Genomic DNA, 13,272 nt, shown 5'->3' with positions numbered 1-13,272 from the left:
TCTCACCGAACCGGACCGGGACAAGCTCGGCCACTTCAACGCCGAAGGCATTCTCGGCCTCCCCCGAACCGCCTCCCGCTGAAAGGCAGACACACGCATGACCACGCATCCCACGACCGGCCTCGTCGGCCCTGCCCTCACCACCACCGTGTCCGTCAAGCCGCTCGTGCTGAGCGCCCCACAGCGCGGTGAGGACCTGCACGTCCGCATCACCGCCCCCACCACCGGTACCAGCCTGCCCGTTGTGCTCTTCGCCCACGGCTTCGGCTCCAACCTGGACGGCTACGCGCCCCTGGTCGACCACTGGGCATCCGGCGGCTTCGTCGTCATCCAGGCCACCCACCTGGACTCCAAGCGGCTCGCCCTGGCCGCCGATGACCCCCGCTGGCCCCAGATGTGGCGCTACCGAGTACAGGACATGCGGCGCATCCTCGACGAGCTCACCACCCTGGAGGCGGCCGTGCCGGGCCTGTCAGGCCGCATGGACCCCAGCCGCATCGTCGCGGCCGGGCACTCCTTCGGCGGCCAGACCGCCGGCATCCTGGTGGGCCTGCGCGTCACCGACCCGCGCACCGGCGCCGCCGAGGACCTCTCCGATGCCCGAGTCATGGCCAGCATCCAGCTGGCCACCGCCGGCAAGGGCGGCGACGAGCTGACCCCCTTCGCCCACGACAACCTCCCCTGGCTGCGCGACCAGGACTTCTCCCACATCACAGCCCCCGGCCTCGTCGTCGCCGGAGACAAGGACGACCTCCCGCTCTCCACTCGGGGCCCGGCCTGGACAACCGACCCCTACAGCCTTAGCCACGGCAACAAGAGCCTCCTGACTGTCCACGACGGAGAGCACTTCCTCGGCGGCATCTCCGGCTACCAGGCAGCGGAGACCACCGACGAGAACCCCGACCGTGTCGCCCTCGTCCAGCAGGTCACCCTCGCCTACCTGCGCCACATCACCGGAACCGACCACACCGACTGGAAGAACGCCCAAACGGTCCTCGCGTGCGGCCACCCGCTGGGACACCTCGAATCCAAGTGACCCCGCCACCCTCGGACGCGCGTCCTACCGCCCCTGATGATGACCGGAATACGACTGCTCATCTCTCGCCGTCGTCGTCCTCGTCGAGCTCGGGTGCGTCCGGGTCGCGCAGCGGGCGCATGCCCTGGGGCGGGGTGGAGGGAGTGAAGCTGTAGCGGCCCAGGACGTTGAGGTTCTTGAACTTCAGCGGGGACAGGCGGGCGACATCCTCATCGCTGATCTCGTGGCCCTCGGCACACAGTTGGGCGACCGCGGCGTCGATGTACTTCGTCGTCCAGAGCACGACGGCGTTCAAGGCCAGCCCCAGTGACCCGAGTTGTTCTTCCGTCCCGTCCCGGTATGCCTGGTGGATGGTGCCCCGCTTGCCGTGGCAGATGTCCCGGGCGAGGGTGGGGCGGGACTCCTGGACGGACAGCTGCTTGCCCATCTGCCGCCGGTAGGTGTCGTCGACCGGGTCGACGACCTGGAGCAGGTGCAGGGTCTTGGCGATGCGCCCGTACTCGGCGACCGCCTGCCCTCCGGCGTCTCCAGCAACGCCACCAAGTCGGCGGGCAGCGACCGGTCCGCCCGCCAGGCCGCCCTGGCGACCGTGGTGTGCCATCGCTTGTCCGCGATCTCGCGGACCTCGGACACCTGCCGCGCCAGCACTGACACCCCGGGCAGCAGCACCCGGTGCTTCCGCAGCCAGCCCACCGCGTAGTCGAACAGAGCCTTCGGCCCCTCCGAATGCGCGGTCCACGCCCGCCCGTGCATGAACGTCCGGAACTTCCGACCCCGCTCCGGGTCGTCGTACTCGTGATACTCGTACGCGTCCCGGATCTCCCACGCGTGCTCGTACGCGGTCTTCGGACGCTCGGTGTACCGCTTCACGACCGAGACGTCCTCGATGCCGAGCTGCTCGGCCAGGTGCTCAACCACCGGCCACGGCACACCCAGCGGATCGTCGGGGAGGAACCTGCCGATGTAGCGCACCGTGCACATCTGCAGAGCGAAGCCCAACTGGTGGTACCGCGTACGCCGCAGCGCGATCAGATCGCGGTCCACGTCGTCCAGGAAGAAGAAGCGCTCCAACTCCGGACGCGTCGGCTCCTCGACGAACTTCCCGTACGCCTCGGCCTGGTCATCCGTCAGAAATTCCACCGGCATGCGACGGAGACAACCACCAGTCACTACAGACCGTGGATCTTTGGCCGAAGGACCCCACGAGGCAGACCACCCGTGCCAGGAGTTCACCGCTCACTGCATGATCGTTCTCAGCGCCAACCGCTGTACCGATGTTCCCCAAGCCCGATGCCGGACCTGCTGCGGGAGATCCACCGGCTGCGCTCGGAGGCGCACGAGGCGCTGTTCCGGATGCGGCTGCTCACCCGCGACCCGGCGCTGGAGGAGGCCGCGCGGTCCGCGCTGGAGGCGGTGACCGGACTGCACGACGAGGGACTGGACCGCGCGGGGCCGGACGCCCGGCGGACGTCCTCGAAGCAGGCCGTCGAGGACTTCGTCACCGCGGCGGCCCGGTACGCGGGCGAGCCGCGGGACACGGCCGGCGCCCGCCCGCGGGCCCTCGGCCGGCGGCCGGCACGCTGACGCGTGTCCTCCGGGGCCCCGGGCCCGGAGCCGTGTGCCGTCAGGCGCTCAGCGGGTCGGCGGCGTCGTCCGTGGCGGCGTCGAGGTCCGGGTAGCAGTCGAACAGCCGCCGGACACCGAGCGCGGTGAGGACCCGGTTGACGTGCGAGCCGTCCACCGCCCCCTGGGCCGGGAGGATCAGCCGCAGCCGGCCCGCGCACGAGCGCATCAGCCGGCGCGAGGCTATGAGGACGCCGACACCGCTGGAGTCGCAGAACAGCACCCGGGACAGATCGAGCACCAGGTCCCGGCGGCCGTCGGCCACGGCGTCGTGCACGTGCTGGCGGACCAGTGCGGAGGTGACGAGGTCCAGTTCACCCGACACCAGCAGGACGGCCCACTCTCCCCGGTCCTCCTCGATCACCTTCAACGACACCTGTCCGAAGTCCCTTCGTCTCGTCCGCCGGTGTCCGCCGGAACGGCCCCGTTCCCCCGCTCCCTCTCCTCCGCGCCGGCCGCCCCCTCCGGACCACCCGGAGTCACCGCGGACCACGACCCTATGCCGCCCGAGGTCTCCGCCTCCCCCCACTTCCGGTCACACCCCCATAACGCACCCCCAGATCCGGACAGGATCGAACCGTCCTTCACCGAGGGTCGCCGTGATGTGACGGATCCGCGGCCACACGTGATCACACTCGGTCACTTCAAGCCGGACATCGTCCAAAGACGGGCATGTTGTCAGTTCCTGCCACTACATTCGGGATGAACGGAGGGCCGGGGGTGGGAATGACGGCGCAGGCACCGAACAGCACACAGCCCCACTGGGACCACGGGCTGCGGGGACGGCTGGCGCGGGGCGAGGAGTCCGCCCTGGCCGAGCTGTACGACCTGTACGCGCCGCTGGTGCACGCCCTGGCCCACCGGTTCCTGGCCGACGAGAAGGACGCGGGCCACGTCATGACCGAGGTCTTCGCCGAGCTGTGGCAGGCCCCGGAGGCGTACGCGCCGGAGCGCGGCCCGCTCCGCCCGTGGCTCCGGGAGCTCACCCACCGGCACGCCGTGCGGCGGCTGCGCGAGCACGCCCGTACGGACACCCGCGCGGAGTCCCGCGCACGGGCCGGGGAGCGGCTCCGCGCCGCCGAGGCGGCCGTCCGCGCGGACCGCGCGGTCACCGCCCTGCCCGCCGGGCTGCGCACGGTGCTGGAGCTGGCGTACGTCCGGCACCGGGACTACCGCCAGGCCGCCGCCGAGCTGGGCATGAGCGAGGCCGAGGCGCGCCGGCGGCTGCGGCTCGGGCTGCGGCTGCTGTCCGCCGCCGCGGGGCCCGGGGCCGGGAGTGCCCCGTGAGCCGTCCCACGGGCCGGCCGCCCGGCGGAGACGGTGCCGAGGGCCCCGGAGCCGGCAGGCCCCGCATACCGGCACCGCGCCCGCCCGCCGACGACCTGCCGGCCCCGGGCGGCGGCACGCCGGACGGCCCGGGCGGCTCCGACGACCACGACCACCCCACCCTCGGATCGCTGCTCGGCGCGTGGGCGCTGGCGGTCTGCTCGCCCGAGGAGGCCGCCGCCGTCGAGGCGCACCTGCCCCACTGCCCGCCCTGCGCCGACGAGGCGCGGCGGCTCCGGGACGCCGTGGGCCTGATACGGCGTGAGGACGCGCTGGACCCCGGCCCGGAGCTGCGCTCCGGGACGATGGAGGAATGCCTGCGCCGCCGTCCGGCGGCCGTGCCCCTGCCGCGGTGGGCGGCCCCGTACGACGCGGAGACCGCCCGGCTGGACGCGCTGCTGCGCGACATGGGCGACACGGAGTGGGACACCCCGGTACGGCTGCGCTGGACGGGCGGCGAGCGCGTCCTGACCCTGTGCGGGGTGCTCGCCCATCTCGGCTGCGCGGACGGCCTGGTGGCCGTCCGGCTCGGGCTGGCGGACCCGCTCGGCCCCGGTGCCCCGCGCACCGTGGCGGACCGCACGGAGGCGGCGATCGAGCACTGCCTGCGGCACGAGGCGCCGTTCGTGCGGGACAGATGGCGCGCCCAGACCCGGAGCATCGTGCGCACGGCGGCCCGGGAGGCGGCGGCCGTGGCCGACCTGCCGGTGGACTTCGCCGAGTTCCGGCGGCCGGTGCGCGACGCGCTGGTCGGCCGGGCGTTCGCGTGCTGGATCCACGCCGACGACATCGCGGCGGCGGTCGACTACCCCTACGAGCCGCCCGCGCCCGGGCATCTGGCCGGCATGGTCGAGCTGGCCGTGCGGCGCGTCCCCGCGGCCCTCGCGGACCGCCGCCGCGCCGGACTGGCCGCACCGGCCCGCTCCCTGACGGCGGCGGGCACCCCGGGCCGTACCCTCCTCCTGGAGATCGAGGGCCGCGGCGGCGGCGAGTGGTACCTGCCGCTGGACTCCCCGGCCGCCCTCGCCACCCCGGAGCGGACGGTCGCCCGGCTGGTGCTGGAGGACGTGGAGTTCTGCCGGCTGGCGGCGGGCCACGTACCGCCCCGGGACGCGGCGGCGGGCCAGGAGGGCGACCGCGAGGCGACCGGCGACACCCTGCGGGCCGTGGCCTCCCTCTCCCGGCTGTAGGGCCCGCCCCGGCCGGGTGCACCCGGCCCGAACCCGAACCCGCCCCCGTCCCGGGACGTGTCCCCTCCCGGAGGACGACCGCCACCGGGCCACACCCACCCGGCAGAGGCGCCCGCGGCCGCCCGGCGGCCGGCCCCGGGCACGGGCCCGTGTCCCTCGTCCCACGGCCGGGCGTTCCTCAGCCGCGGCGGCGCCGTCAGGCGAAGACCACCGTGCGGCGGCCGTTGAGCAGGACGCGGTGCTCGCTGTGCCACTTCACCGCGCGGGCCAGCGCCTGGCACTCCACGTCGCGGCCGACCGCCACGAGCTGCTCGGGCGTGACCTCGTGCCCCACCCGTTCCACCTCCTGCTCGATGATCGGGCCCTCGTCCAGCTCGGCGGTGACGTAGTGGGCCGTGGCGCCGATCAGCTTCACACCGCGGGCGTGGGCCTGGTGGTACGGCCGGGCGCCCTTGAAGCTGGGCAGGAAGGAGTGGTGGATGTTGATGATCCGGCCCGACAGCTCCTTGCACAGGTCGTCGGAGAGGACCTGCATGTAGCGGGCCAGCACCACCAGTTCCACGCCCTCGTCCCGGACGAGCTCCAGCAGCCGCGCCTCCGCCTGCGGCTTGGTGTCCTTCGTCACCGGGATGTGGTGGAAGGGGATGCCGTAGGAGCCGACCAGCTCCTCGAAGTCCGTGTGGTTGGAGACCACGGCCACGATGTCGACGGGCAGCGCGCCGATACGGGTGCGGAACAGCAGGTCGTTCAGGCAGTGGCCGAACCTGCTGACCATCAGGATCACGCGCATCCGCTCGCCCATGCGGTGGATCCGCCAGTCCATCCGGAAGGAGTCGCCCACCGCCGCGAAGCTCGCCCGCAGCTTCTCCAGGGTCACCGGCGCACCGGCGCTGAAGTGCACCCGCATGAAGAACAGCCCGGTGTCGTGGTCACCGAACTGCTGGCTGTCCTCGATGTTGCAGCCGGTCATGAACAGATAGCTGGAGACGGCGTGCACGATGCCCTGCTTGTCCGGGCACGACAGCGTCAGGACGTACTGGTCGCGCTCCTCGGGCCGGTCGGACTGCGGGGCTGCGGAGGCGGGCTGCGGCTGGCTCATGGGCCAAGACTGGCACATCCCGCGGACCGCTCAGGCGGCCTTCAGCATGACCGACAGCACATCCAGCGAGCAGGGCGGCCCGTCCGGGTCCTCGCCGTCGTTCCCGGACAGCAGGACATGGGCGTCGCGGGCCGCGCGGACGGCCTCCGGCCAGCCGTGGTGCGCCAGGTACGCCGCCACCGGGGCGTCCGCTCCGACCTGGTGCATGATCCGCAGGACGCGCAGCACCGCGACGTCGACGAGCGCGGCCTCCTGGGCGTCCCGGAAGATCGTGCCGATGTACTTGTCCGCGGACCAGTTGTCCAGCCAGGTGTCCTCGACCAGGCGGTAGACGGCGTCCGTGACGTCGCCGTATCCCGGGCGGCCCGGCAGCCAGCACTCCTGCTGGAAGACGGGATCGGAGAGCATGTGCAGCGCCGAGCGCACATTGGTGCGCCAGCGCCACCACGGCATGTCTTTGCACGGCATGCCGTCCATGGTGCTGGAACGACCGCCGTGGCGGGAAGACCTCTCCGACTGGTGCACGGTCAACGATCGTACGTCCCATCCCGGCGGTGATCACCCGGACCCCCGGTGTTCACTTCCCGGTCACCCGGCGTTGCCCGTTCATCACTCACACGTTACAGCCGGGGCGGGAGGGTGTCGGACCATGACCGCATGGCGCCGCAAACATTCCGCAAGGACTCTGACCACCCTTGCCGCCACCATGGGAGTCTGCGCGTCGCTCCTCACCGGCTGTGGTGTGCTGCCCGGTGACGCCAGAGCCGACGAGGGGGACGAGGGCACCGTCACCGTGATGACATGGGCCCCGCAGGACACGCAGGCAACCAACATGCCGGGCATGCCGGGTATGGCGGAGGCATATGCACGCTGGGTCGACGCGACCGGAGGGATCAACGGGAGGAAACTCCGGGTTCTCACCTGCAACGACGAGAACACCGCCGAGGGCGTCGGCCGCTGCGCCGACCGGGCCCGCGCCGAGAACGCGGTGGCGGTGGTCGGCTCGTACAGTCAGCACGGCAGTACGTTCATGACGGCCCTGGAGTCGGCGGGCATCCCCTACATCGGCGGATACGGCCTCACGGACGAGGAGTTCACCAGTCCGTTCTCGTACCCCGTCAACGGCGGCCAGGCCACCCTGATCGCCGGGAACGGCCGCCAGCTCGCCGACCGCTGCGAGCGGGTCTCCCTCGTCCGCCTCGACACCGTCGCCGGCGACCAGCTGCCCCGGCTGCTGAACGCCGGGCTGGCCGTGGGCGACCGCGGGCCGGCCACCGACATCCGCGCCCCGGAGGACGCCTCCGACTACACCCCGCACGCCCGGCAGGCGCTGGCCGGCGTGACCGGGAAGAACGGCGGGAAGCCCGGGAGCGCCTGCGTCACGGCCGTGCTCGGCGGCCGTACGGGCACCTTCTTCGACTCCTTCCGGCGGCTGAGCCAGGACGGCGGGCCGGTGCGGATCGCCTCGGTGCTCGGCAGCGTGCAGCAGTCGCTGGTGGACGCCACGGGCGGGCCGGACAGCCAGTGGGAGGGCGCGTACGCCACCGGCTGGTACCCGGTCGCCACCGACCCGCGCTGGGGCTCGATGCGGGACGTCATCCGCGAGCACGCCTTCGGCGACAACCGGATCGACCCGGCCGACCCGGGCGTGCAGACCACCTGGATCGCCTACACGGTGCTGCGGGCCGCGCTGGAGCACGCGGACGGCCCGGTCACCGCGCGGTCCGTGCAGCGCGCCCTGGAGGACATGCCCCCGGTGGAGACCGACGGGCTGACACCGGAGCTGAGCTGGGGCTACGACGACCTGCTGGCCGTCCGCGACCATCCCCGGCTGGTCAACTCGATGGTGACCTTCCAGCAGGTGAAGAACGGCAGGCTGGTCGCGGTCAGCGAGGAGTTCGCCGACATGCGGGAGATCATGGAGGCCGCGCCGATCGGCTGACCCGCCCGGCTACAGCTCACTGAACTGACGCTCGGGCAGTCCGTACTTCCGGGCGGTCGGATTCCACAGTCCGGCCGCCTCCTTCTTGGCGGCGGTCGCCTCACCGCTGGCCCGGTTGCCCTGGGCGGTCCGGCCGGTGTCGCGGGCCCTGCCCTTGCGACAGCCCTTCTTGCCCGCGACCTGGTCGGCCCACGCCGCGTAGTGGTCGTCCGCCTCGGCCGACGCCCGCCACGCCTCGGTGAGCGAGTCGGCCAGCGCCCGGTGGTCGGGCAGTTCGTCGATCTCCAGCTCGCCCAGCCTGGTCACCAGGTCGTTGCGCTGGCGGGCGGCGTCGCGCAGATCGGCGGCGGCCTGCTTCAGCTTCTCGCACTTGCGGATGTTCTCGACCGACCGGATGACCGCGCTGCGGCTGGCGCCGCTGTCCGCGAGCAGCTTGTCCAGCGCCTCCGCCTGGGCCTCGGCCGGATCGGCGGTGGGGGACGCGGGCGCCGACTCCGCCCCCTCGGCGGGGGCCGACGCCTTCGTCTGCGGCCGTGCCTCGGCGGCGTTGTCGTCACCGCCGCCCAGCGCCGCCCCGGCGGCCAGCCCGGCCGCCACCAGCCCCGCGACGGCGAGCCCGACGAGCGCGGCACGCGGCAGCCCGCGCCGCCCGCCACCGGGGACGGCGCTCCCGAGGGGGCCGTGCCCGCCGTAACCGCCGGGCGGACCCGGCGGAACCGTCCGGGCCGCCTGCGGCGGCGCGGCCTGGGGGAAGGGCGGCAGCACCTGGGTGGCGTCGGCCGACTGCTCCCCCGGCTGCGGACCGGACCGGAACAGCCCCTCGAAGTCCGCGGGAGTGGGACGCTCCCCGGAGGGGCGTATCCCCTGCGGGGCCCCGGCAGACTGCCGAGCACCACCGGGCGCCCGCAGCCTGCGGAGCACCGTGGTGCTCTCGACGTCCCGCTCGGCGTGCCGCCCGACAGCCCGGATGCGCCGGGTGTCGTCGGCCCCCCCGCTCCCCCCGGCCGGGTCCCCGGCGGGGAACGGCGGCAGGACCTGGGTCTCGTCGGCGGGCCCGGCGCCCGCGGCCGGCGGCCGCGGAGGAACCTCCGGTGGCGGGGGCGGCTGCTGGAATCCCGGCTGCGAGGGCTGCCCGGTCTGTGCCTGCGGCCCCCACGGCCGGTCCCAGGGCTGCCCCGCCGACGGACCCGGCTGCCGGCCCTCCCGGGGCTCGTCGCGGCCGGGGAACCACGGCTCACCACCGTTCGACGGCAGGACAACACCCTCACGCGGCTCGTCGCCCTGTCGGCTGTGCCTCGTCACCGGGACTCCTCGTTCGCCTGACTGCCACAATCGTCGGCTCACGCTACCGGTTGGCACACGCACTCGACCACGCACCCGGAAGAGCCGCGCATTCTCCCCGCTCCCGCCCCTGGCGAAACCCCGGTCGACCGCCACGCGAGAACCACGTCCCCGGCCGGAATCGGCGGCAGGACCTGAGCCTCTTCGGCGGGCCCGGGCACGGTGCCCGCGTCGGGACGTCCGGCGGCGAGGACCACCGCGGACACGACGGCGGTGCACCCGGCCCCGATCCCAGCACCCACCGCACCCACCCCCCGCTACGCCGCCGCCCCCAGCTGCTCGCCGAACTCCCTGACCACGCGCTCCTCCCGGTACGGCTCGAGCCGCCCCCGGAAGTCGTCCAGGTACTCCGAACCCCGGTCCGAGCGAAGGCCGTTCAGCAGCTCGGCCGCCTGCGCGGCCGTGTGGCAGGCGTGTTCCAGCTCACGCTGCTGCAACCGCGCCGTGGCGAGCAGCAGCAGATCGATGGCGCGCCGCCGCGCCCGCCGCTCCGGAAGTCCCTCCAGCGCCTCCTCGGCACGGCGCTGGGCGGGGGTGGGCTGGTTCAGGTCCCGGTGGCAGTGGGCGAGTTCGTCGGCCAGATAGGCCGCGTCGAAGTGTGCGATCCACTCCGGGTCGTCGCCCGCGTCCGTCGCCGCCCGGGCCCGGTCGAACGCCGCCAGCGCCCGCCCGGCGGCGAGCTGGCAGGCGCGGGCGTCGCCCAGCAGCGCGTGGCCGCGCGCCTCCGCCGCGTGGAACATCGCCTGCACCCTGGGGGTCACCCGTCCCCGGGTGCCCTCCTGGGCGGCGCGGGCGAGCTGGGCTATCTCCCGCGGGGTGCCGAGCGTGGCGGCGAGGTGGCTCATGCCCGCGGCCAGCACATAGCCCCCGTACGCCCGGTCGTCGGCGGCCTGGGCCAGCCGGAGCGCCTGGATGTAGTACCGCTGCGCCAGGCCGGGCTGCCCGGTGTCCACGGCCATGTAGCCGGCCAGCTCGGTGAGCCGGGCGACCGCGCCGAACAGCTCGCGTCCCACCGCCTCGGCGTAGGAGCCCGTCAGCAGCCCGGAGACCACGCTGTTGAGGTAGTGGACCACCACCGGCCGCACATGGCCGCTGCCGTAGCGGTGGTCCAGCTCCGCCAGGGCCGCCGTGGTGTCCCGCACGGCCGCCACGTCCGAGGCGCCCACCCGCGGCCCGGAGGACCGCGCCACCTGCGGGTCCGGGCCGGTGATGAGCCAGTCCCGGCTGGGCTCGACCAGCGCCGAGAACGCCGCCGGCTGGGCGGTGAGCAGATCGCGGCGCCCCACGTCGCTGCGCCACAGCTCGCACACCTGCTCCACCGCGCCGGACACGGTGGCGGCGAACTGGAGCCCGACCCCGGCGGCCATGTGCCGGCCGCCGCCCATGCCGATCTCCTCGGCCGTGACGGTCCGGCCGAGCTTGCGGCCGAGCGCCTCGGCGATGACGGCCGGGGCCCGGCCGCGCGGCTGCTGGCCGCGCAGCCAGCGGGCCACCGAGGTCTTGTCGTAGCGCAGGTCGAGCCCCTGCTCGGCACCGCACATGTTGACGCGGCGGGCCAGTCCGGCGTTGGAGCAGCCCGCCTCCTGGATGAGCGCCTGCAGCCGCTCGTTCGGCTGCCGTGCGACCAACGGCCTCGCGGCCATACGGTCCCCCTCCCGGTGTGGCCGGCCGGGCCGGGCACCGGGCGGCGCCCGGCGCGGCCGGGATCCTTGGACGACCGGACGGCCGGGGCACCCCCGCACGCCCCTGCCGGTCCGGTCGGGCGCATATGCCAAGAATTCCGGCAGTGCGCCGCACAGGGAACTACCCACCCGAAGCCGCCGGTTCGTGCACGCGCCCCCACAAGTGCACCCATGCGCCCTGCGTGCCGGAACAATGCTTCTCCGTGAATCCATGACCAAGCCGTAACCCTTGGTCACTACAGAAGTTGTGATGATCGTGGAAGAGGAGGCCATGGACATCACGACACCGACACCCATGACGACAACGACGCCGATGCCGCCCGCCGGTACCGGCCCGACGGCCGGGACGGCCGTGAAGGGCGAAGTCACCGACCTGACCGAGCACGCGGCGCGCTACGCGGGAGAACGGCACTGGGACGTGTTCCCGGGCACCTGGCTGGAGATCGACAAGGGCGTACCGCGCTGCTCCTGCGGAGCGGCGGGCTGCGACGCGCCCGGCGCGCACCCCGTGCGCCCCGGCTGGGCGGCGGAGGCGACGGGCAGCGCGACGGCGGCACGCCGCATGTGGGCGGAACGGCCGCAGGCGTCCGTGCTGCTGCCGACCGGACGCACCTTCGACGCCGTCGAGGTGTCCGAGACCGCCGGCTGCCTGGCACTGGCCCGGATGGAGCGCCAGGGGCTGCGGCCCGGCCCGGTCATCGGCGCACCGGGCGGGCGGATGACGTTCCTCGTGCTGCCGGGGGCCGCCGCCAGGATCCCGGACCTGGTGCGGAGACTGGGTCTGCCGCCGGCCGCCATCGGCCTGACCGCGCTGGGCGAGGGCTCCTGGGTGGCCGCCCCGCCGACCCGGCTGGGCACCCGCGGCCCGGTGCTGTGGGTGCGGGAACCCACGGACGCCAACCGCTGGCTCCCCGACGCCGAGGAGATCGTCCCCGCGCTGGCGTACGCCTGCGGCCGGGACCTCGCCGCGGCCACCGGGCGCTGATCCCCGCCCGCCGGAACACCGGGCACCGGACGACCGGCAACCCGGTCACGCCGGTCACGCCGGTCACGTCCACCGGACCGGAAACCACCGGCCCCGGGAAAGCGGCGGCTCCCGGCCCGGGCGCCCCCGCTCCCGGGGCGCTCAGGCCGGGAGCGCGTCCCGCAGGAAGGGCTCGATGACCTCCTGCCACCGCTCCGGCTGGTCGTAGTGGACCAGATGCCCCGCGTCCTCCACCTCCGCGTAGGAGCCCCGGGGCAGGACGCGGACCATCTCCTGCGCCTCCGCCCGGCCCAGCTCGCCGTCGAGGCCGCGGACCACCAGGGCCGGGCACTCCACCTGCGTCAGCTCCTCCCAGTGCGCGTCATGGACCCAGGTCTCACGGATCATCAGCATCTGACGGCGCGAGAACACCGGCCGCCAGCCGTCCATCCGCTCGGCCATCACCTCGGCGAAGAACTCGCCGCGCGCCGGGTTGGGCCGCTCCAGGACCGGGTCCTCCTCGCCGAACCACCTGCGGACGTCCGCCAGGGTGGCGAACGGCACCGGCCAGGTCGCGAACCACTGCTCCCACTCGCGCTGGGAGCGGGCGCCCAGCGCCGAGGCCCGCATGTCGCAGATCACCAGGGCACGGACCAGATCGGGGCGCTTGGCGGCCAGCTGCCAGGCGGTGAGGGCGCCCATGGCGTGACCGACCACCGCCACGGGGGCGAGGCCGAGCTGCTCGATCGCGGCCTCGGCGTCGGCGACGTAGGTGTCGCGGTCGAACGGTCCGTCGGTGGGCTTGTCACTGCGGCCGTGGCCGCGCTGGTCCAGCCCGACGGCACGGTAGCGCCCGGAGAGTCGGCGGGCGGTGGCCGCCCAGTGCGAGGCACGGCCCATAAGGCCGTGCAGCAACAGCACGCCCGGCGCCTGCCCCTCGGCTCCCGGCGGCCCGCCCTTGGGCGGGTCGGCGAACTCCCAGGCCGCGAGCCGCAGACCACCCGCTCCCGTGACGTTGATACGTCGAACCATGCGTCCTGGCACCCCCATTCCTCCTGTCCGCTCCGTC

At 73.9% G+C, this 13,272-nt stretch carries 13 protein-coding genes and 1 pseudogene; 6 read left to right on the top strand and 8 right to left on the bottom strand.

Features of this window, described 5'->3' with window-relative positions; genetic code table 11:
- Positions 1-97 precede the first annotated feature (97 nt).
- Positions 98-1,036 carry an alpha/beta hydrolase family protein gene (locus V1L54_RS02890; RefSeq protein ID WP_330116224.1) on the top strand — a complete coding sequence of 313 codons (939 nt, stop codon included), beginning with the start codon at positions 98-100 and terminating at the stop codon, positions 1,034-1,036.
- 58 nt (positions 1,037-1,094) lie between these two features.
- On the opposite strand, the gene V1L54_RS02885 is transcribed toward V1L54_RS02890, so the two are convergent.
- A complete protein-coding gene (locus V1L54_RS02885) occupies positions 1,095-1,508 on the bottom strand; it encodes a Tn3 family transposase (RefSeq protein ID WP_443076468.1) in 414 nt (137 codons plus the stop codon).
- Positions 1,508-2,182 (bottom strand): annotated as a pseudogene (locus V1L54_RS02880) (DUF4158 domain-containing protein); the annotation flags it as partial. The gene V1L54_RS02885 and the pseudogene V1L54_RS02880, both read right to left, overlap by 1 nt.
- A gap of 144 nt (positions 2,183-2,326) precedes the next feature.
- Between V1L54_RS02880 and kilB the strand changes: the two are divergent.
- On the top strand, positions 2,327-2,620 hold the full coding sequence (gene kilB / locus V1L54_RS02875; protein ID WP_330116222.1) for a plasmid transfer protein KilB: 294 nt from the start codon (positions 2,327-2,329) through the stop codon (positions 2,618-2,620).
- Positions 2,621-2,660: 40 nt separating this feature from the next.
- On the opposite strand, the gene V1L54_RS02870 is transcribed toward kilB, so the two are convergent.
- The gene (locus V1L54_RS02870; protein WP_330116221.1) at positions 2,661-3,035 is read right to left on the bottom strand and encodes an STAS domain-containing protein; all 375 of its coding nucleotides are present in this window, start codon (positions 3,033-3,035) and stop codon (positions 2,661-2,663) included.
- 350 nt (positions 3,036-3,385) lie between these two features.
- On the opposite strand from V1L54_RS02870, the gene V1L54_RS02865 reads away from it, so the two are divergent.
- Together V1L54_RS02865 and V1L54_RS02860 are read left to right on the top strand one after the other, a co-directional pair.
- Positions 3,386-3,946 (top strand): sigma-70 family RNA polymerase sigma factor, encoded by a 561-nt coding sequence (locus V1L54_RS02865; protein ID WP_330116220.1) that lies wholly within the window; start codon positions 3,386-3,388, stop codon positions 3,944-3,946.
- A complete protein-coding gene (locus V1L54_RS02860) occupies positions 3,943-5,175 on the top strand; it encodes a zf-HC2 domain-containing protein (RefSeq protein WP_330116219.1) in 1,233 nt (410 codons plus the stop codon). Before V1L54_RS02865 ends, V1L54_RS02860 begins: the two co-directional genes overlap by 4 nt.
- A 196-nt stretch (positions 5,176-5,371) precedes the next feature.
- Here V1L54_RS02860 and purU read toward each other — a convergent pair whose 3' ends face one another.
- A complete protein-coding gene (purU, locus tag V1L54_RS02855; RefSeq protein WP_330116218.1) occupies positions 5,372-6,274 on the bottom strand; it encodes a formyltetrahydrofolate deformylase in 903 nt (300 codons plus the stop codon).
- Between the two features lie 30 nt (positions 6,275-6,304).
- Complete coding sequence (locus V1L54_RS02850; RefSeq protein ID WP_330116445.1) at positions 6,305-6,751, bottom strand: SCO4402 family protein; 447 nt, start codon at positions 6,749-6,751, stop codon at positions 6,305-6,307.
- Between the two features lie 172 nt (positions 6,752-6,923).
- On the opposite strand from V1L54_RS02850, the gene V1L54_RS02845 reads away from it, so the two are divergent.
- Positions 6,924-8,216 carry an ABC transporter substrate-binding protein gene (locus V1L54_RS02845; RefSeq protein ID WP_443076455.1) on the top strand — a complete coding sequence of 431 codons (1,293 nt, stop codon included), beginning with the start codon at positions 6,924-6,926 and terminating at the stop codon, positions 8,214-8,216.
- 9 nt (positions 8,217-8,225) lie between these two features.
- Here V1L54_RS02845 and V1L54_RS02840 read toward each other — a convergent pair whose 3' ends face one another.
- Together V1L54_RS02840 and V1L54_RS02835 are read right to left on the bottom strand one after the other, a co-directional pair.
- Positions 8,226-9,518, bottom strand: a complete 1,293-nt coding sequence (locus V1L54_RS02840; protein WP_330116217.1) for a hypothetical protein — start codon at positions 9,516-9,518, stop codon at positions 8,226-8,228.
- Positions 9,519-9,814: 296 nt separating this feature from the next.
- Positions 9,815-11,200 carry an NsdA family TPR-like regulatory protein gene (locus tag V1L54_RS02835; protein WP_330116216.1) on the bottom strand — a complete coding sequence of 462 codons (1,386 nt, stop codon included), beginning with the start codon at positions 11,198-11,200 and terminating at the stop codon, positions 9,815-9,817.
- 352 nt (positions 11,201-11,552) lie between these two features.
- On the opposite strand from V1L54_RS02835, the gene V1L54_RS02830 reads away from it, so the two are divergent.
- A complete protein-coding gene (locus V1L54_RS02830) occupies positions 11,553-12,224 on the top strand; it encodes a bifunctional DNA primase/polymerase (protein WP_330116443.1) in 672 nt (223 codons plus the stop codon).
- A 141-nt stretch (positions 12,225-12,365) separates the two neighbouring features.
- Here V1L54_RS02830 and V1L54_RS02825 read toward each other — a convergent pair whose 3' ends face one another.
- On the bottom strand, positions 12,366-13,235 hold the full coding sequence (locus V1L54_RS02825) for an alpha/beta fold hydrolase (protein ID WP_330116215.1): 870 nt from the start codon (positions 13,233-13,235) through the stop codon (positions 12,366-12,368).
- Positions 13,236-13,272 lie beyond the last annotated feature (37 nt).

It is taken from the genome of Streptomyces rubellus, from assembly GCF_036323805.1.
Lineage (GTDB): Bacteria > Actinomycetota > Actinomycetes > Streptomycetales > Streptomycetaceae > Streptomyces.
This window is presented reverse-complemented; position numbering and strand designations above follow the sequence as displayed.

Bases quoted from the DNA above. Each gene is read 5' to 3' on its own strand.
- V1L54_RS02890 (WP_330116224.1), top strand. From the start codon at position 98: ATGACCACGCATCCCACGACCGGCCTCGTCGGCCCTGCCCTCACCACC.
- kilB (WP_330116222.1), top strand. From the start codon at position 2,327: ATGCCGGACCTGCTGCGGGAGATCCACCGGCTGCGCTCGGAGGCGCAC.
- V1L54_RS02865 (WP_330116220.1), top strand. From the start codon at position 3,386: ATGACGGCGCAGGCACCGAACAGCACACAGCCCCACTGGGACCACGGG.
- purU (WP_330116218.1), bottom strand. From the start codon at position 6,274: ATGAGCCAGCCGCAGCCCGCCTCCGCAGCCCCGCAGTCCGACCGGCCC.
- V1L54_RS02850 (WP_330116445.1), bottom strand. From the start codon at position 6,751: ATGGACGGCATGCCGTGCAAAGACATGCCGTGGTGGCGCTGGCGCACC.
- V1L54_RS02845 (WP_443076455.1), top strand. From the start codon at position 6,924: ATGACCGCATGGCGCCGCAAACATTCCGCAAGGACTCTGACCACCCTT.
- V1L54_RS02835 (WP_330116216.1), bottom strand. From the start codon at position 11,200: ATGGCCGCGAGGCCGTTGGTCGCACGGCAGCCGAACGAGCGGCTGCAG.
- V1L54_RS02830 (WP_330116443.1), top strand. From the start codon at position 11,553: ATGCCGCCCGCCGGTACCGGCCCGACGGCCGGGACGGCCGTGAAGGGC.
- V1L54_RS02825 (WP_330116215.1), bottom strand. From the start codon at position 13,235: ATGGTTCGACGTATCAACGTCACGGGAGCGGGTGGTCTGCGGCTCGCG.